An 18,143-nucleotide genomic window follows, 5' to 3' on the forward strand; every position below is an offset into this window, starting at 1 on the left:
CTCACCACTCAATGCCTGAACTACGTATGAAAAAATTGATCAAAACACTCAGAAAGAGAGTGCTGGCAATTGTCCTTATTTTCACGTCCGCCTTATTACCTGCCTACGCAGGTCAGGGGCAGATCCTGAAAGAAACCAATGTCACCATCAACCTGAAAAGCGGTTCCCTGGAATCTGCCATCAGAGAACTGCAGCAATCCACGAAAGTTACTTTTGCGTACGACAAACAACTGCTCAGCTCATATCCCGTTGGTAATTACTCTTTCTCCAACGAACGACTGGATAATGTATTGAAGACATTATTACAAAACAAACAGCTGGGCTTCCAGGAAGTAAATGACATCGTTGTCATCAGCAAATTGCCTGCTGGCACTACACAGGATGCTCCGGCCAAACGTGCAGATATCATTATTTCCGGTACCGTAGTGGATGAAAACGGTAAAGGTATGCCTGGTGTAAGTGTGGCGGTCCGCGGTGTAAGTACCATGACTACCACCGGTACGGATGGTAAATTCAAAATCATCGTGCAGTCTCCGGAGGCTGTATTGGCCTTCAGCTTCATCGGTTACGAAACGGTAGAAATGCCTGTTGGTACAAAAACTACGCTCAACATACAGATGAAAGTGGCGAGCAAATCCCTCAGTGAAGTGGCGGTAGTAGGTTTTGGTGTACAGCGTAAAGTAAGCCTGGTAGGCGCTCAGTCTACCATCAGAGCAACTGAATTCAAACAGCCTGCTGCTGATATCACCACTATGCTGGCAGGACGTGTAGCCGGTGTGGTAGGTGTACAACGCTCCGGTGAACCGGGTAAAAGCGGGGCTGATATCTGGATCCGTGGTATCTCTACTTTCGGTGATGGTAACAGCTCCAGCCCATTAATTCTCGTTGATGGGGTAGAACGTTCTATCAACAATATCTCCGCTGAAGATATCGAATCATTCACCATCCTGAAAGATGCTGCCGGTACTGCCGTATATGGTGTACGTGGTGCAAACGGGGTAATCCTGGTGAAAACGAAAAGCGGGAAAGTAGGAAAACCTCAGATCTATTTCGATTATAATGAAGGGGTGAACACCTTCACGAAAAGACCCGAAATGCTGGACGGTATCTCCTACATGAACCTGGCCAACGAAGCGGTAACTACCCGCAACCGTACACCGGTTTACTCCCAGGAGTATATCAATAATACAAAGAACGGGGTAGATCCTTTGTTATATCCAAACGTAGACTGGATGAACGCTGTATTTAATAAATATGGTCATACCCGCAGCGCTAACTTAAATGCCAGCGGTGGTGTGGAAAATGCACAGTACTACGTATCACTGGGTTACTTCAACGAAACCGGTTTCCTGAAAACAGACGAACTGGCGAAGTATAACTCTTCCCTCAAATATAACCGTTATAACTTCACCAGTAACCTCAACCTGAAAATCACTAAAACGACCAAACTGGATATTGGCCTGCAGGGATATTTCTCTAATGGCAACTACCCGGGTATCAACACTGCTGATATCTTCCAGAGCGCTATGGACGCTGCTCCGGTGGCCTATCCGATCATGTATCCGGGCGGGCTCGTTCCTGGTCAGTCCTCTAATGGTGGTTTCAGGAACCCATATGCAGACCTGACGCGCAGAGGTTACCGCAACGAATTTAAAAACCAGCTCTTTTCCAATATCAGGGCTACACAGGACCTCGGCGGGCTGACCAAAGGCCTGACGGCTACCGCCATGTTCGCGTTTGATACCTACAATCAGAACTTCATCACCAGATCTAAAAGAGAAGATACTTACTTCCCGGACCAGGTGAATCCTTATAAGGCGGATGGATCATTAAACCTGATCAAAACATTTACCGGTGATGATTACCTGAGCTTCGATAAAGATGACGGTGATCGTCGGACTACCCGTAAATTCTATACGGAAGCGGCCCTTAACTACGACAGAAGCTTTGGTAAACACCGTGTTGGTGCACTGGGATTATTTTACTCCAGCGACCTCTCAAATACGCTGGCAGGTGATTTCATCAGCTCTATTCCTGAAAGGTCATTAGGTACTGCCGGAAGAGTCGCTTACTCATACGACGACAGATACTTCGCTGAATTCAACTTCGGTTATAACGGTTCTGAAACATTCGCTCCGCAAAACCGTTTCGGGTTCTTCCCCGCTATAGGTTTTGGCTGGATAGTATCTAACGAGAAATTCTTCTCTCCACTTAAAAACGCTGTTTCCTTCCTGAAATTCCGTTACTCAAATGGTAACTCCGGTTTGAGCAGCACAGGTACAAGATTCCTGTACATCACCAACCTGAGTACTTATAATGATGCTTACGGCTTCGGTAAAGCATTCAGCAACACAGGTGGTATCAATATAGACAGATACGCCACGAACGTACAATGGTCCGTGTCTAACAAACAGGACCTCGGTATGGAATTCCATACTTTAAATGATCACCTGTCTGTAATCTTTGACCTGTTTAAGGAACACCGTACCGGTATCTTCCTGAAAAGAGCTTCCAATGTAGACTTCATGGGGCTTCAGAATCAGCAGTATGCGAACCTGGGTATCGTGAATAACAAAGGACTGGATGCAACTGTTGAATACAGCACCCGCATCGGTCAGGTAGATGTGCAGTTCCGCGGTAACATCACTTATACGAAAGATGTATTGATTGAAGATGATACCCCTCCGCAGAACTATCCATGGATGGAACATCGCGGAAACAATGTACTGGCCCGCTATGGCTATATCGCAGAAGGATTGTTCAGAGATGATGCCGAGATCAAGGCAAGCGCTGTGCCGGGTGATAAGAACGCTGTAATGCCAGGTGATATCAAGTACAAAGATTTAAATGGAGATGGCCTGATCAATAACTATGATGTAACGAAAATCGGTCGCGGTGATCTGCCTTCTTTAGTATACGGTTTTGGTTTTAACGTTGCTTACAAAGGCTTTAATATCGGCCTGATGTTCCAGGGTATTTCAAACGCAGACCGTATGCTGCAGGGTTCTGCCATCATTCCTTTCAACGGTGGGGGTGGTGTAACCAATGCTTATGCTATTGCGGAAGACAGATGGACTGTAGACAATCCGCGTCAGGATGCATTCTACCCACGCCTTGCATATGGCGAATCTGAGAACAAGAACAATACACAGGCCAGTTCCTGGTGGGTAAAAGATGTAAGCTTCATGCGTTTGAAGTCAGCGCAGATTGCCTACAATCTGCCATCCACATTCCTGAACAGGGCAGGTATCCGCAATTCATCTATCTACCTGCAGGGTATCAACCTGCTTACCTTCAGTAAGTTCAAACTCTGGGACCCTGAGTTGAATACGAATAACGGGACCAGCTATCCGAATGTGAGAACGGTTTCCCTTGGCATGAACTTAAGATTTTAATCCACTAAGCAAACGATTATGAAAAAGCTATTATACATTTTCACGGCTTTAATTATATTTTCATCCTGCTCCAAATACCTTGACCAGGTACCGGATGACAGGCTTACTACTGAGGAAACTTTCAGAACATGGGGTACTGCGCAGAAATTCCTGGCAGATGTATACCGTCGTGTACCGGATGAATTCGGACAACGTAATCCTGGTTCTGATGAATGCCGCGGTCTGTGGACTGGCGGTTGTGATGAAGCTGATTACGTGTGGAGTTTTGTACAGTCCAATGATGTGAACATCGGTAACTGGGATGCCAATTCCGGTTTCGTAGGTGATTACTGGAGAAACTATTATCGTGGTATCCGCGCAGCCTCCGTGTTCATTGAAAATGCGGATAAGATCACGGACCTGAGCCCGGCCCTGATCACCCGTTACAAAGCAGAGGCAAGAGCGCTGCGTGCCATGTACTATTTCTACCTGATGCGTATCTATGGCCCTGTTGTATTACTGGAAGAAAAGGCAGTCCCCGTAGATGCGAATTTACAGGTGCCCCGCAGCTCTTTCGATGAATGCGCTACCTATGTAGCAGCGGAACTGGAAAAAGCATCCGCAGATTTACCGGTTGCGCCTGCCAATGATCAGGACTATGGTCATATTACAAAGGGTGTTGCACTGGCATTCAGGGCCAACGCGCTGATGTTTGCGGCCAGCCCTTTATACAATGGTAACGCAGACCTTGCCGGCCTGACCAACAAAGACGGTAAACCACTCATCAGCCAGTCTTTTGATGTGAACAAATGGAAGACCGCTGCAGATGCGTATAAGTCTTTTTTAGACCAGTTCGTACCCGGTACTTATAGTCTGTTCAAAAAGAACGATGCCAGCGGTAATTACAGCCCTTATCTGTCCTGCCGCGATGTAATCCTGACCGACTGGAACCCTGAGGTGATCTTCGCAAGGGTAAAGAACTCGCTGGGTTCCCGTCAGTATGAACTTACTCCTTATCACAGCGGACAAAGTTCCCGTGATGTAAAAGGAAGTGGTGGCCTTGGCGCTACGCAGAACATGGTGGATGCCTTCTTCACAGCCAACGGAAGAAGTATCAGCGATCCTTTATCCGGTTATGTAAGCTCCGGTTATTCTGATTTTCAGTCGCCCTATGATACACATACAAAGAACATTTACAACCAGTGGGTAAACCGCGAACCCCGTTTTTATGTGAATATCACCTATGATAACAGCACCTGGTTAAATACATCTTTCGGAGAAATTAATTCCCGCTTTTATTACACCGGTAATTCCGGTCTGAAAGCAGGTGGAGGAGACCACACAACAACAGGTTATGTTGTACGTAAGGCAATGGGTCTTGGGAATTGGGACGTGGGTGGCCGCACACTGATCCTGATCCGCCTGGCAGAAATCTATCTCAGCTACGCAGAATGCGTAAATGAAGCAGATCCTTCCAACCCTGATGCACTGAAGTACATCAATCTCATTCGTGAAAGAGCTGGCATCCCATTGTACGGTTCTGCAGCATTACCCGCTCCAACTGGTCAGTCCGAAATGCGCGAAGCGATCCGTAAGGAACGCAGGGTGGAATTAGCGTTTGAAAACAACCGCTTCTTCGACGTGCGCAGATGGAAAATTGCAGAACAAACTGAGAATGGTCCTATGTACGGACTAAACATCAGTGCGGATTTGCCAGACTTTCTGAATGTGGTGACCTTCGAAACACGCGTGTTTAATAAACGCCACTATTTCTTCCCGATCCCGTCTAATGATGTAAACAACGACAAGCAGTTAGTGCAGAACCCGGGATGGTAATCCGTTAAAAAACTTTCATCATGAAAACTTTCATCTTTACCACCTTATTGCTGCTCTCTACTTCCTGTAGTAAGAGCAGCAGTGTGGTGGACCCACCGGTAGTATTACCTGTTGTATCTTTTACCGCAAAGGATGCTACTGCCGCTTTTAATTCGTTCAACACAACTTTCTACAGCACTACAGACAAGCTGTATTACTCAAACACGGAACGGAAAGATATCGGCGCCATATGGACACAGGCCGTTTACTGGGACCTTGCAATGGATACCTACAAACGCACCAAAGATCCTGCCCATCTGGCCATGATCAACGATATCTACCAGGGTGGTTACAACCGCTACGATCATTACAACTGGAATAATAAAACCACCTGGTTTATTTATGATGATATGATGTGGTGGATCATCTCCCTGGCCCGTGCGAATCAGATCACCGGCAACGCGGATTATCTCGCTAATTCCATAGCAGGGTTCCAGCATGTATGGGATAACGCTTATGACAGCACGAACGGTGGTATGTGGTGGGATTTTAATCATACAGGTAAAAACTCCTGCATTAATTTCCCTACCGTGATCGCTGCTATGACATTGTATAAGATCACAGGAGATAAGACTTACCTGGATAAGGCTAAGAGCGTATACAGCTGGGGCGTGGTGAACCTCTACGATAACACGACGGGCAGAGTTGCCGATAACAATATCAATGGTAACAAGGGCTGGTCTGATTACACTTACAACCTGGGTACTTTCATCGGCGCTGCCGTGATGTTGTATAAGGAAACAGGGGAGCAGTCTTATCTTGATAATGCTAAACTGGCTGCTGATTATACACAGAAAAGCATGTGCGATAAAGACGGGATTATGCCCGCAGAAGGCGACTGGAACGAACAGGGTGTACTGAAAGCCATATTCGGCCACTACATCATGACGCTTATCACAGACGCCAATCAGCAACAGTATTTACCCTGGATCAGAAAAAATATTAATACCGCCTGGGGCAACCGGGATGCCACCCGTGGTATCACCTACAGGAACTATAAAGTGGCCTGCCCGACAGGTATTGTGCAGTCATACGAAGCAAGTAGTGCCGTTGAAATGATGCAGGTATGCCCGGCTGAGAAGTAGTTGATCTGTCCTATCTAAAGCCTGTTTAACCCCTGAAGCGCCGTCAGAGCTAAAAGCTCTGCGGCGTTTCCAGTTGAAAAGAGTTGGATAAATTTGTATTGGTCGGGTAAAAATAGTATCAGTTTTTGGCTTCATTTTGCCACTCATACCAAAGAGATCCCCTATCATTTGGAAATATTAAATATAACTGATACCTTATTGCCATTAAGTAAATATCGATCATGCCAGTAAGTAGACGAACCGCGTTAAAACAGGTCTTATTAGTGTCTGCGGGGATAGCGTTGCTGCCTTCGTGCCTGCACACTGCTCCTGCCTCTTTAAAGTTGAAAAATTTAGATGTAAATGGGGATGATGAGAAGATGCTGGAAGAGTTGGCAGCTACCATTATTCCTACTACAAAAACACCCGGCGCCAGGGAAGTAAAAGCACAGCAGTTTGCCCTCACCATGATGGATGATTGCTTCAATAAAGAAGCACAGCAGAAATGGACTATAGGGATGAAAGAGTTTGAAGCGCTTTGCAAAAAGAAGAACGGACATTCGTTTGTAAAATCCACCCCGGCAGAAAGGGAATCCCTGTTGCAGTCGCTGGAAAAAGAAGACGCATCCAAAGTGCCTGCCGCTCATTTCTACCAGGTGACCAAACGTTTGACCGTACAGGCTTACACCAATTCAGAATATTATTTAACAAAGGTGGAAGAGTACGAACTGGTTCCGGCTCGTTTCCACGGAAGTATTCCCGTTAAAGATCTCACTAAAAAGACGCTCTAATTTTTCAATAGTATGGCTAACATCAACACTAGTGCTAAAGACCGCACGTTCGATGCCATTGTTATAGGCTCGGGTATCAGCGGTGGATGGGCAGCAAAGGAATTCACGGAAAAGGGACTCAAAACCCTGGTGCTGGAAAGAGGCCGTGATGTTAAACACTTAAAGGATTATCCTACCACAAATATGTATCCCTGGGAATTTCCTCACAGAGGGGAGGTCCCGGAGGCGATAAAGGCAGAAAACCCTTCTATCAGCCGTTGTTATGCTTTTAAAGAAGATGCCATGCACTTCTTTGTAAAGGACAAGGAGCATCCTTATATACAGGACAAACCCTTCGACCTGATCCGCGGATACCAGGTAGGGGGTAAATCCCTGATGTGGGCAAGACAGACACAACGCTGGAGTAACTTCGACTTTGAAGGTCCTGCAAGGGACGGCTTTGCGGTCGACTGGCCTATCCGTTATGAAGATATCGCTCCCTGGTACAGCTACGTGGAGAAATTCGTAGGTATTTCCGGTAATAAGGATGGTATTCCCAATCTGCCGGATGGTGAGTTCCTGCCTGCCATGGACCTTACAAGGGTAGAAACCTATTTTAAAGACTTTGTAGCCGCTAACTATAAGGACCGCCACGTGATCTACGGTCGTTGTGCACACCTCTCAGAACCGCAGCCTATTCATATTGAACAGGGTAGGGTAAAATGCCAGAAGAGGACCTTGTGCCAGCGCGGGTGTCCGTTCGGGGGCTATTTCAGCAGTAACTCGTCTACACTGCCCTGGGCGGAAAAGACCGGTAATCTCACTATGCGTCCTTTCTCTGTGGTACATTCTATCATCTATGATGAAAAGAGGGGTAAGGCTACCGGCGTAAGGGTGGTGGATACCAATACCAAAGAGATGACGGAGTATTACGCTAATGTCATCTTTGTAAATGCGGCTGCTGTAAATACGAACCTCATATTACTGAACTCTGTCTCTCACCGCTTCCCGCAGGGCTTGGGCAATGACAGCGGCGTATTGGGTAAGTACTTTGCTTTCCATAACTACCGGGGTCATATCTCTGCCCAGTATGACGGGTTTAAAGACATTACCACAGATGGACGCCGTCCAACCAGCGCTTACCTGCCAAGGTTCAGGAATGTGCAGAAACAGGAAACTGATTTTCTGCGTGGTTATGCTGCCGGCTTTAATGGCGGCCGCCGCTTAACCTCTGACGATAGTGGTTTTGGGGTTGGATTGAAAGACAGGATCTCCAATGAAGAACTGGGGCCCTGGTATGTTGGTTCTCATATGATGGGAGAAACGATCCCTAAAGAAGAGAGTCAGCTTACTTTGGATAAAACCAGCAAAGATGAATGGGGTATTCCAACCGTACATATCAATGTTGGTTATGACGATAATGACGAGAAAATGCTGAAGGATTTCTTTGAGCAGATGACCGAAATGTATACAAAAGCAGGCTTTACCAATATCAAAACGGGCGATTCCCACCAGGCACCCGGACTGGATATTCATGAAATGGGCGGGGTACGTATGGGGCATGATCCTAAAACATCCATGCTCAATAAATGGAACCAGCTGCATGCCTGTAACAACGTATATGTAACAGACGGCGCCTGTATGACTTCCACCTCTACACAAAATCCATCCCTGACTTACATGGCCTTAACGGCAAGGGCAGTTGATCATGCTGTTACTGAACTGAAAAAAGGGAATATATAAGAACTGAATAGGAATTGAATAGGTTTATCCTACGTTTATCTTACGTCTTTTAACGTAGGATAAACGTAGGATAAACCTGTTTTATTCCTGTTCAGAAGCCCTTCAGTACCTTTTAAAGATATAAACAAAGAGAGGGATAAACCGGTTTTTCCGGTAAAACCGATATCTTCTGTACGCGAGCCTGTACTACAATCTGTCTAACACCTGTTATTACTACAAATATAACTCCCCTATAAGCCGACCTTATATAAGGTGGGCTTATAGGGGACTATGAGGGGGCTATGAGTGGGCTTATATGGGGCTTATAGTACCTTATACACTGGATTGTCTCAGGTTATGGATACCCGTAAATTATGAGTATCCCGTTCTGATATAAGTTTAAACATGAAAGAAGCCCTGCCAGGAATCCTGACAGGGCTTCTTTCATTGATAAAACCTGCATTATTCATTGATCCGGAACTTCTCGGTAGCTCCGATAACATCCTTGGTACAGGTCATAGCCTGCGTTCCATTCTCACTGGAAACATACTTCCCGTTATTCCCTCTGAAAGAAACAGAGCCATCCGCATTCTTAATCCAGTCAAATTGTTCCCATGGGCCAATTGCTGTACGGTTGCAGTTCATCGCCTGTGTCCCGTTTTCAGAACATACGTACTTATCGCTGTTTTTCAGGGCTACTTTACCGCCACCGCCGTCAAGCACTGCAAACTGTTCCCAGCCCTGTGCAACGGTACGGTTACAGTTCATTGCCTGCTGACCATTCTCAGAAGACACATAGAGCCCATTAGCGCCTTTAATTGTCACTGTCTGCCCGATTGGTACATCACCAGTATTGCTGCCAATAACGGGCTGCGTAGGGCGCGTAGCCGTCAATGCGATCAGTCCTTTCAGCATCTTCGCACCGTCGCCTGTTAAACGCAGGTAATAATCAGCAGAACAGGGCACACCATCTTCATCCAGCGTAACGAAAGAAGAACCGGCAGGGATCATAGAGGCATTCTCCGCTGTCTTGGCGATCTGGTTCCCTTCGTTATATTCATCAAACATAGAAATATAGATCCCCTGGCAACCTACACGGACCATATTATAAAACTGTCTCCACATAAAATCTCCATGCGCACGCTGACGCTCCTGTAAATCTCCCGGTAAGATACAAGGCTGATAGTCGATACCATTGGCATTACAATAAGCCTGGTCCGGCGTATTTACATTGGTATAGAAATTATCTGCATCACCTACATTACCGATACGTCCAACCATCCAGGGAGAGATCATATTCAGCGCTTTGTAGGTATCGATAAAGTTGGGTCTTGAATCGCTGTTCTGTTCGCGCCAGTGTGTAGGTATTCCGCCAATCACATAACAACCCTGGCTTTTGAACCAGTTAATTACTTCCAGGCATACCGCAGCAGACCAGGGATGATTATCATCATTAAATCCAAATCCCCAGATACAAACCACAGGTTTGCCATTCTGCCTGGCATACGCTGAGGATGCAGTATAGGCAGACATTTTATTTGTCCAGTCTGTCTTTAATTCCGACTGCATATTCGTCCAGCCGCTTACATCGTACATGATGTAAAACTTACGGCCATAGGTCTCTGCCGCTGTCTTTACTTTCGCAGTGATCGCATCCCGGATCGGGCCTTCCTGTCCGTTCGGATTAAAGCGCTGTAAGGCAGCAGCATCAATACCATTCTGCTGCATCCACAGGAAATGTGTGTTCACTGTCTGGTCTGTAAAGGAGGAAAACAGTTTCGCAGGCTGACCGTTATTGAGGTTAGAAAAGGCTGTCTGGAAAGTAGTGGAATAATCCCTTACGTCCGGCCAGGATTTAATACCAAGATTGGTAGGGGAAGGTGGCTGTGACCAGTTTTGTGTATAGTGCCACCAGGCATTAATCGGAGAGCCGTCTCCCGTGCATGCAAACCAACCCTGATAACCAACGGTTACTTTACCGACCACATCTCCGGCAGGAGACGCCTGGGAAGTGACCGCCAGGGATTTCGCATTTAATTTGTCCGTCAGATCTTTTTTGGAACAACTCACGGCTAACAGGCTGATAGCCGCAAATAAAACACTGTTTAGGTTTTTCATTTTGCTTTACATGTTTATGATGAGGAAAAGGTAGACGATATAGGTACCGGCAAAATTGGCTACAGGTTTACATAAAACGTATATGGCTATCCGCTTAGTATGCAGAGGCAGAAATATCCGGCAGTTCCTTATAAATAATAACGCTTCTTCAGTTTGGCTACAATTTTATTCATTCCGGCTACTGCCGGATTTCGGGAAGAGCTGACTTTTGCAATACAAAAAGTAACAAACATGAAGACAATTTTCATCACAGGCGCATCAGCAGGCCTGGGCAAAGCAACAGCCAGGTTATTTCAGTCAAAAGGATGGAAGGTGATTGCAACCATGCGCAACCCGGAGAAAGAAACTGAACTGACCCAACTTGAAAACGTGATCCTGCTTCCCCTTGATATTACAGATCCTGAGCTGATCAACACCACTATTAGCCGTGCATTGGAGCTTACAGACATCGATGTGGTCTTTAACAATGCAGGATATGGTTTAGTGGGCGCTTTGGAGGATAACACCGATGAGCAGATAACCAAACAGATTGAAACCAATCTTACAGGTGTATTGAGGGTAACAAAGGCCTTTATTCCTTATTTCAAGAAAAAGAAAAGTGGATTGTTCTTAACGACCACCTCAGTTTGCGGGTTCTCGTCCAATCCTTTATCATGTGTATACAATGCAACGAAGTGGGCCCTGGAAGGCTGGAGCGAGAGTATATCTTATGATCTTGCACAGTTTAACATAGGAATTAAGACGATTGCCCCTGGCGGGATAAAAAGCAATTTTATCAATGTTATGCAGGTTTCGGCCAATAGCGAGTATGATGCATTGAACAGCCGTTTGGGTGAACTCTTTAGCGATGGTACGCTCATAGAGTTTACGGAACCGGAGACGATCGCGGAAGTTGTTTACGGGGCAGCTACCGATGGAAAGGACCAGTTGAGGTACCTGGCCGGAAATGATGCAAAAAGAATATTTAAGCAGCGTCTGGAGCAAGGTGCGGAGGCTTTCAGGATTGGAATGAAAAAGTTGTTCAATCTTAAATAAAGCGAAAAAGACAGTTCCGGATGGACTGTCTTTTTATTTAAACCAGGCAGGACGTTTTTAAAACCGCTTAAATCAGATAATACAGGACTGATAAGCCTTTGGTGTAGTACCTTCCGTCTTCTTAAAGATCCGTACGAAATAATTAACATCAGAGAAGCCACAGAGCTTACTTACCGTACCTATATTATGATGAGGATTGCTTAATAATTGTTTGGCCAGCTTCACTCTTTCCCTGTTAATATATTCAAGCGGTGTAATACCGAATTGTTCTTTAAACCATTTGAAAAACATATTACGACTTAAATAAGCCTTTCTGCTCAAAGCGTCTACTGCTATCTTTTCAGTAAGGTGCTCATGTATATAATTCAGCACATAATTCAGCCTGTTGTGATTATTATCAGCATTACTGTCCAGGACTACCTGTTGCAGATGCTGTGTCTGTATCAGGCGGATTAATAATTCTTTCAGATGAAGATCAGCATAGATGTTTTTAGCTTTATCCGTACTGCTGCAAACACGGATCAGTTTATTGATCAGATCTGTTACTTCATGATCATTCTCAAAATGGTATTGATTAAAAGTGAGATTCCAGTGATGTTGTTCCTCTCCGGTATTATAATAATTATCAAGATAATTCACCGTATCCCTGATATATCTATCGTCAACTGCCAGGGCAATACACTGGGTAGGATTATCAGCAGATGCTTCCGGGAAATCAATGATCATTGTTTCGTTGGGAGGAACGATCACCGTTTCTCCGGGAAGATAATCAAAGGAAGGTTTATCGAAAAGATGCATCACCTTTTTACCACGTATCATACTCGTGATTACCATATCACTGAATGTTAAAGGGACATGTAATGCATGCTGATAGCTCTCAAAAATATTCAGTTCACAATTTTTCAGATTGAAGATACGCCTGTTCTCTATCAGCGTCTGCAATTCCTGTGGCCTCGTAAGAGTTGGCTGCTGCAATAAGTTTTTCACCTGAGTGGAATTTGTTCTCTCAAGTTAACTTTATTCTGTCAAAATTAAAAGTGTTATTTTGTCCTGTTGTCAAGTGCATATTTCAGCAATGTAGAAAAATTCTCACTGTCAACTTCAGTGCTTCCGGTTCTCTGTCAATATCAGGCCGGGTAAAATATATTGGTGCAGATGTTATATACGGTGTAAGTATTGCGCCGACGGTTTTGTAATACATTGCTTCAAGTTCATTTAAGTCATTTATTGGCTGGTGATTAACCTGCTGAAGTCCTTCCATATTGATGGCTTTTGCTGCACAATCAGCGGGCACTATGTTTAAACCGCTATTTAAGCTATCTACCGGTAGTTGAATCATATTTCCGGACTGTCTTATAGTAGTATAGGAGTTCGGGGAGACATCGGGGAGTGTTATGGAATTGGAGATACGTTGAACATAGGTTGAACATACTTGGGGCATTTCCGAAGCATCAAAGTATGTTCAACCTATCTCGTAGCTATGTTCAAAGTATGTTCTACTCTCAGAGACACAGTCATCTCCTCTGGCTGGGTTTACTGTGAAATCCTGGGAAAACTTCCTAAGGGAATAAGTTTTGTTGGCTGGGTTTTACGCGGAATATTTGGCTGGTTTTCCGTGAAATACTCAAATTATTCGCCAGAGGTCAATTTTTCTATATCATCCAGATCCTTATGTCTGCCTGCCGCCTTTTTCGCTTCGATAAGATTATTTAAATGTAGAAACCTGATTTCTAATCCTTCCTCATTAAAAACCTGTGCTTGTGGAAAAGCATCATCAAATTCTACTCCATTGAAAATTGTACCCATCAGTTGTTAAGTTTCCTGCTGGAATGATAGCTTTTATCTAATTTAGGCTGATCTGACATAGAAAAGCCATAGGCCTGAGAAATAAGGTAATATGCCTGGCGTAAACGTTCTGGGTAAGAAACGTGCTTGTTGTACACATTTGCAGCATCTGCTTCTTTAAATGTCATCATCCTGAATGCAGTTCTATCGAATTTATAATCAGCCATAGACAAATTTAGTGATAAATGTACGAATTCGGTGGCAAGAAGGCAATTTGTAGTAAAGGCTACGAAACAAGGTATTGGGAATTCGTTAGTTTTGAATTAATTTATATTGATAATTAATTAGTTATATGGATTTTTAATTTATTTAACAGACCTCCAATTAGGGAGCTTGTTATTGAATATAGAAAAGGTAGTAAAGCTCATCTCTCAATCTTATGGGCATCATCATCCCAATAAGTTGGGTGAAACACAAATCCAATCTTCTTTACATCATCGTAGGTAAAATCGTTGTTTTTAAAAACCTTAACCGTTTTTAAAATTGGGCTGATCACTATCCACCTCCCAAAACGGCAGTTGTAGAATCAGTAAAGAAATTCTTTACTGAAAAATCCCAAGACGCCGAAGAGTCAGGCTTAATTGACTTCAATTCATATTCCATTTGATGCCAAATTTTAAACACGTCTCCAAAAGCCAATAAAATAGAAGAATGGTCCTCTGTCCAATGTGCATAAAAAACCCCTCCAGTCAGGATTGGCAGTTTATCTTCATTTGTAAGCTTCAAATTCAAATGGGCACTATCCCTTTTTAGATTATATTTTACTAAGACTTTCGATTTTACAATTCCCATCAGAATAGACATATTTTTGAGCCATAACATTCCAGCCCATAAAAAATAGAATAAGTACAACAGCTAATTTTTTCATGCGAATGTGTTTTATTTATTTTAATGTGCCCAGTAAGTCCATTGTTCGCAATGTCATTTTGAAAATGTACAAAGTTTCGACTATGTTATGTAAAGAACTTTAAATTTGACTAAATCAAGCTAAGCTATTTCCGAATAATAATAAAGTACGATTGTGCTATTAATAAATACGAAAACATTCGATGCTACTTAGGTGTTACTGATATTGCATTATTGTTTAACGACAAAATAAATTCCACTATGAGCAATACAGCCACTGCTGTGCCTAAGTCCGATCTGGCCGCACGCCCTGCATTCAAACCAAGGTATGATCATTACATTAACGGAGAATGGGTAGCCCCTTCCAGCGGAGAATACTTTGATAATGTGTCTCCCATTGACGGTAAGGTATTCACACAGGCTGCCCGGGGCAATGCCAAAGACATTGATAATGCAATAAATGCCGCCCATAAGGCCTTTGAAACATGGAGTAAAACAGGCGCTGCCTACCGCAGTAACCTGATGCTGAAAATTGCCCAGGTAATAGAAGATAACCTGGAATACCTGGCCATCGTAGAGACCATCGATAATGGTAAAGCGATCCGCGAAACCAGGGCAGCCGACCTGCCACTGGTAGTAGACCATTTCCGTTACTTTGCGGGTGTGATCAGGAGCGAAGAAGGTACGATCAGTGAACATGATGAGAGCACTGTCAGCATCAATCTACATGAACCCATCGGTGTGGTAGGGCAGATCATCCCCTGGAACTTCCCGCTGCTGATGGCTACCTGGAAAATAGCTCCCGCACTGGCAGCAGGCTGCTGCGTTGTCGTAAAACCGGCAGAACAGACGCCCACCAGTATCATGTGCCTGATGGAACTGATAGGTGATATCCTGCCCAAAGGCGTACTGAACATTGTAACCGGCTTTGGCGTGGAAGCAGGTAAACCCCTGGCATCCTCACCCCGTGTACAGAAAGTAGCCTTTACAGGTGAAACCACTACCGGTCGCTTAATCATGCAATACGCCTCTGAAAACCTGATCCCTGTTACCATGGAATTAGGGGGTAAGAGTCCTAACATCTTCTTTGAAAGCGTCGGGGACGCTGATGACGATTTCTTTGATAAGGCCATTGAAGGCGCAGTCATGTTTGCCCTTAATCAGGGTGAAGTATGTACCTGTCCCAGCCGGTTACTGGTACATGAGCATATCTATGATAAATTCATGGAAAGAGTGATCCAGCGTACCAAGGCCATTAAAATGGGCAATCCACTGGATAGCACCGTGATGATGGGCGCCCAGGCCAGCGATGACCAGTACCAGAAAATACTCAGCTACCTGGATATCGGTAAACAGGAAGGAGCGCAGGTATTGTGCGGTGGAGAAGCATTCCACCAGAACAGTGGCCTGGAACATGGTTACTACGTGGAACCTACCATTCTGAAAGGCCATAACAAGATGAGGGTATTCCAGGAAGAGATCTTCGGCCCGGTATTATGCGTGACTACCTTCAAAACGACAGAAGAAGCCATTGCGATAGCCAATGATACTTTATATGGCCTCGGTGCCGGTGTATGGACACGCGATGCCCATGAGCTGTACCAGGTGCCAAGAGCCATCCAGGCAGGTCGTGTATGGGTGAACTGTTATCATGCTTATCCGGCACATGCTCCTTTTGGAGGATACAAGAAATCAGGATTTGGACGTGAAACACATAAAATGATGCTGAGTCATTACCGTCAGACCAAAAACATGCTGATTTCTTACGACAAGAAAAAATTAGGGTTCTTTTAAATAAGACGTTATGCCAGACAGGATTTTAGCCACAGAAGCCGCTATTGAACTGATAGAGAAACTAAAATTGCAGTATGGGAATTTAATGTTTCATCAGAGTGGTGGCTGTTGTGATGGTTCTCAGCCTATGTGTTTTGCAGAAGGAGAATTTAAAACCGGGCAAACAGATGTGTGCCTGGGAGAAGTTGCCGGTTGCAAATTCTATATGGCCGGAGACCAGTTCGAATACTGGAAGCATACGCAACTGACATTGGATGTTATTCCGGGGAGAGGCAGCAGCTTCTCCCTGGAAATTCCATTAGGAGTAAGGTTCCATATCCGCTCCCGCATCTTCTCGGACGAGGAACTGGCCAGATTAGATATTTAGAACAAACTTTGCTGAGATACCGTATTCAGCGGATTGTCATTTCCAAGTGGAGGCAGATTCGGCCACTCCCAGGCCGCATTTTTCTCTTTATTATCAGGTCTTGCTTTTCCTCCGCGGATAGTATATACCGTCTTATATGCCAACTGTTCTGAAGGCATTTCATAATTGAGTATTTCACGTACGCCCGTAACTGATAGGGATGGATCAATCCATTGCTGCGCAATGGTGGGTGTTATAAAGAGGGGCATGCGGTGTTTATTATCCCCGCTGTTATGAATATTGCCCATCAGCGTATTGGCCGGGCGGGTAATTACCGTATAGGTACCGGAACGTATGATCTCTCCGGTAGTTGTATCTACTTCGTCCCTTAACTGGTAAAGTCCCGGGATATAGAAAACAGGAGCGTCCTGTACATAAACCAGATAAGGTACTTTATTCTTCCAGCCGTTAATCTGCCGGTGTTCGTAAATCCCGGTAACAGGGATCAGGCAGCGGTTATCTTTTATCCTGTACCAGTATGATTTATGATCATCAAGAATTCTTTCACTACGGGCATTCAACATACCGGTACGACGACTCGTTCTTTCTTTGGGATCACTTATATACAGAGGGTCTACACCCCATTCCATAGTAGTAAGGCGGGGCGTATTGTCGTTGGTATATATCGTATAAAAGGATGGTAAACGGTGACCTTCCACATGCACCAGTGAATCATGATCCAGTGTGGCATCTATGATCAGTGCAGGAAAGGCTTCGGTCGTCAGCAGTATATTAGTATGAAAACAGATGTCGTAGCACATCACAGGTTATTTTATTAGTTCATAAAAAGGGACTTCCATTTGTTGTTCTCCGGAACGGATCACCGCTGTCACATTACCAAATTTCAGATTGAAATCTATATCTATGCCATCATCACGGTTTACCTTTATTCTCCCGGAAGTTTTGATATAGTTGCGTATTTTATCGGCATAAGCAGTGGTCATTTTTTTTGCCCAGTCTTCATCCTTTAGCGTATTAATATACAACACATAAGGAGAACCAGGCTCGAATAACTCCAGTAACTTGTCTCTTTGTACAGGATCACGAAGATCTACTAATTTGCCCGAGTAATTTACCAAATGCCGCTGATGTTCGTTCGCAGCATCTTCATCACTATAATAAGTGGCCATAAAGCCGGTGCCGGCTATTAACCCTACCCATTGGAACCGCTGTACTACCAGGAAATAGTCCTTCAACAGGATCAATTGCTGGATCCTGTCTGGCGTTAAAGGCTCAAAAGGGTTGTATGTATTGTTTTTTCGCAAAGACCCTAAAGATAAGTCGTTTATTTTCA

At 44.5% G+C, this 18,143-nt stretch carries 15 protein-coding genes; 8 read left to right on the forward strand and 7 right to left on the reverse strand.

Annotated elements, in window-relative coordinates:
- Window positions 1–26: 26 nt before the first annotated feature.
- From GO495_RS20790 to GO495_RS20810, 5 genes are all read left to right on the forward strand, one after another.
- Window positions 27–3,395, forward strand: a complete 3,369-nt coding sequence (locus GO495_RS20790) for a SusC/RagA family TonB-linked outer membrane protein (RefSeq protein ID WP_240915277.1) — start codon at window positions 27–29, stop codon at window positions 3,393–3,395.
- Window positions 3,396–3,413: 18 nt separating this feature from the next.
- Window positions 3,414–5,210, forward strand: a complete 1,797-nt coding sequence (locus GO495_RS20795) for a RagB/SusD family nutrient uptake outer membrane protein (protein WP_157301653.1) — start codon at window positions 3,414–3,416, stop codon at window positions 5,208–5,210.
- Between the two features lie 20 nt (window positions 5,211–5,230).
- The gene (locus GO495_RS20800; protein WP_157301654.1) at window positions 5,231–6,334 is read left to right on the forward strand and encodes a glycoside hydrolase family 76 protein; all 1,104 of its coding nucleotides are present in this window, start codon (window positions 5,231–5,233) and stop codon (window positions 6,332–6,334) included.
- 221 nt (window positions 6,335–6,555) lie between these two features.
- Window positions 6,556–7,104 (forward strand): gluconate 2-dehydrogenase subunit 3 family protein, encoded by a 549-nt coding sequence (locus GO495_RS20805; RefSeq protein ID WP_157301655.1) that lies wholly within the window; start codon window positions 6,556–6,558, stop codon window positions 7,102–7,104.
- A gap of 12 nt (window positions 7,105–7,116) precedes the next feature.
- Complete coding sequence (locus tag GO495_RS20810; protein ID WP_157301656.1) at window positions 7,117–8,826, forward strand: GMC oxidoreductase; 1,710 nt, start codon at window positions 7,117–7,119, stop codon at window positions 8,824–8,826.
- 441 nt (window positions 8,827–9,267) lie between these two features.
- Here GO495_RS20810 and GO495_RS20815 read toward each other — a convergent pair whose 3' ends face one another.
- Window positions 9,268–10,923: a lectin gene (locus tag GO495_RS20815; protein WP_157301657.1), complete on the reverse strand. Its 1,656-nt coding sequence runs from the start codon at window positions 10,921–10,923 to the stop codon at window positions 9,268–9,270.
- A gap of 231 nt (window positions 10,924–11,154) precedes the next feature.
- On the opposite strand from GO495_RS20815, the gene GO495_RS20820 reads away from it, so the two are divergent.
- Window positions 11,155–11,958: an SDR family oxidoreductase gene (locus GO495_RS20820; RefSeq protein WP_157301658.1), complete on the forward strand. Its 804-nt coding sequence runs from the start codon at window positions 11,155–11,157 to the stop codon at window positions 11,956–11,958.
- A 72-nt stretch (window positions 11,959–12,030) separates the two neighbouring features.
- On the opposite strand, the gene GO495_RS20825 is transcribed toward GO495_RS20820, so the two are convergent.
- From GO495_RS20825 to GO495_RS20840, 4 genes are all read right to left on the reverse strand, one after another.
- A complete protein-coding gene (locus GO495_RS20825; RefSeq protein WP_338075451.1) occupies window positions 12,031–12,945 on the reverse strand; it encodes an AraC family transcriptional regulator in 915 nt (304 codons plus the stop codon).
- 642 nt (window positions 12,946–13,587) lie between these two features.
- On the reverse strand, window positions 13,588–13,764 hold the full coding sequence (locus tag GO495_RS20830; RefSeq protein WP_157301659.1) for a hypothetical protein: 177 nt from the start codon (window positions 13,762–13,764) through the stop codon (window positions 13,588–13,590).
- Window positions 13,764–13,970, reverse strand: a complete 207-nt coding sequence (locus GO495_RS20835; RefSeq protein ID WP_157301660.1) for a hypothetical protein — start codon at window positions 13,968–13,970, stop codon at window positions 13,764–13,766. The genes GO495_RS20830 and GO495_RS20835 overlap by 1 nt, the downstream gene beginning before the upstream one ends.
- Before the next feature lie 328 nt (window positions 13,971–14,298).
- A complete protein-coding gene (locus GO495_RS20840; RefSeq protein WP_170302698.1) occupies window positions 14,299–14,607 on the reverse strand; it encodes a hypothetical protein in 309 nt (102 codons plus the stop codon).
- Window positions 14,608–14,910: 303 nt separating this feature from the next.
- Here GO495_RS20840 and GO495_RS20845 point away from each other — a divergent pair, with 303 nt between their 5' ends.
- Window positions 14,911–16,443 carry an aldehyde dehydrogenase family protein gene (locus tag GO495_RS20845; protein ID WP_157301662.1) on the forward strand — a complete coding sequence of 511 codons (1,533 nt, stop codon included), beginning with the start codon at window positions 14,911–14,913 and terminating at the stop codon, window positions 16,441–16,443.
- Window positions 16,444–16,453: 10 nt separating this feature from the next.
- The gene (locus GO495_RS20850; RefSeq protein ID WP_157301663.1) at window positions 16,454–16,810 is read left to right on the forward strand and encodes a DUF779 domain-containing protein; all 357 of its coding nucleotides are present in this window, start codon (window positions 16,454–16,456) and stop codon (window positions 16,808–16,810) included.
- Here GO495_RS20850 and GO495_RS20855 read toward each other — a convergent pair.
- On the reverse strand, window positions 16,807–17,610 hold the full coding sequence (locus GO495_RS20855; protein ID WP_157301664.1) for an SOS response-associated peptidase: 804 nt from the start codon (window positions 17,608–17,610) through the stop codon (window positions 16,807–16,809). The genes GO495_RS20850 and GO495_RS20855 overlap by 4 nt on opposite strands.
- Window positions 17,611–17,616: 6 nt before the next feature.
- Window positions 17,617–18,114, reverse strand: coding sequence for a hypothetical protein (locus tag GO495_RS20860; RefSeq protein ID WP_157301665.1), 498 nt, complete (start codon window positions 18,112–18,114; stop codon window positions 17,617–17,619).
- Window positions 18,115–18,143: the final 29 nt, after the last annotated feature.

The organism is Chitinophaga oryziterrae, assembly GCF_009758125.1.
Lineage (GTDB): Bacteria > Bacteroidota > Bacteroidia > Chitinophagales > Chitinophagaceae > Chitinophaga > Chitinophaga oryziterrae.

Coding starts and splice junctions, on each gene's coding strand:
- GO495_RS20790 (WP_240915277.1), top strand. CDS start 27: ATGAAAAAATTGATCAAAACACTCAGAAAGAGAGTGCTGGCAATTGTC.
- GO495_RS20795 (WP_157301653.1), top strand. CDS start 3,414: ATGAAAAAGCTATTATACATTTTCACGGCTTTAATTATATTTTCATCC.
- GO495_RS20800 (WP_157301654.1), top strand. CDS start 5,231: ATGAAAACTTTCATCTTTACCACCTTATTGCTGCTCTCTACTTCCTGT.
- GO495_RS20805 (WP_157301655.1), top strand. CDS start 6,556: ATGCCAGTAAGTAGACGAACCGCGTTAAAACAGGTCTTATTAGTGTCT.
- GO495_RS20810 (WP_157301656.1), top strand. CDS start 7,117: ATGGCTAACATCAACACTAGTGCTAAAGACCGCACGTTCGATGCCATT.
- GO495_RS20815 (WP_157301657.1), bottom strand. CDS start 10,923: ATGAAAAACCTAAACAGTGTTTTATTTGCGGCTATCAGCCTGTTAGCC.
- GO495_RS20820 (WP_157301658.1), top strand. CDS start 11,155: ATGAAGACAATTTTCATCACAGGCGCATCAGCAGGCCTGGGCAAAGCA.
- GO495_RS20830 (WP_157301659.1), bottom strand. CDS start 13,764: ATGGGTACAATTTTCAATGGAGTAGAATTTGATGATGCTTTTCCACAA.
- GO495_RS20835 (WP_157301660.1), bottom strand. CDS start 13,970: ATGGCTGATTATAAATTCGATAGAACTGCATTCAGGATGATGACATTT.
- GO495_RS20840 (WP_170302698.1), bottom strand. CDS start 14,607: ATGTCTATTCTGATGGGAATTGTAAAATCGAAAGTCTTAGTAAAATAT.
- GO495_RS20845 (WP_157301662.1), top strand. CDS start 14,911: ATGAGCAATACAGCCACTGCTGTGCCTAAGTCCGATCTGGCCGCACGC.
- GO495_RS20850 (WP_157301663.1), top strand. CDS start 16,454: ATGCCAGACAGGATTTTAGCCACAGAAGCCGCTATTGAACTGATAGAG.
- GO495_RS20855 (WP_157301664.1), bottom strand. CDS start 17,610: ATGTGCTACGACATCTGTTTTCATACTAATATACTGCTGACGACCGAA.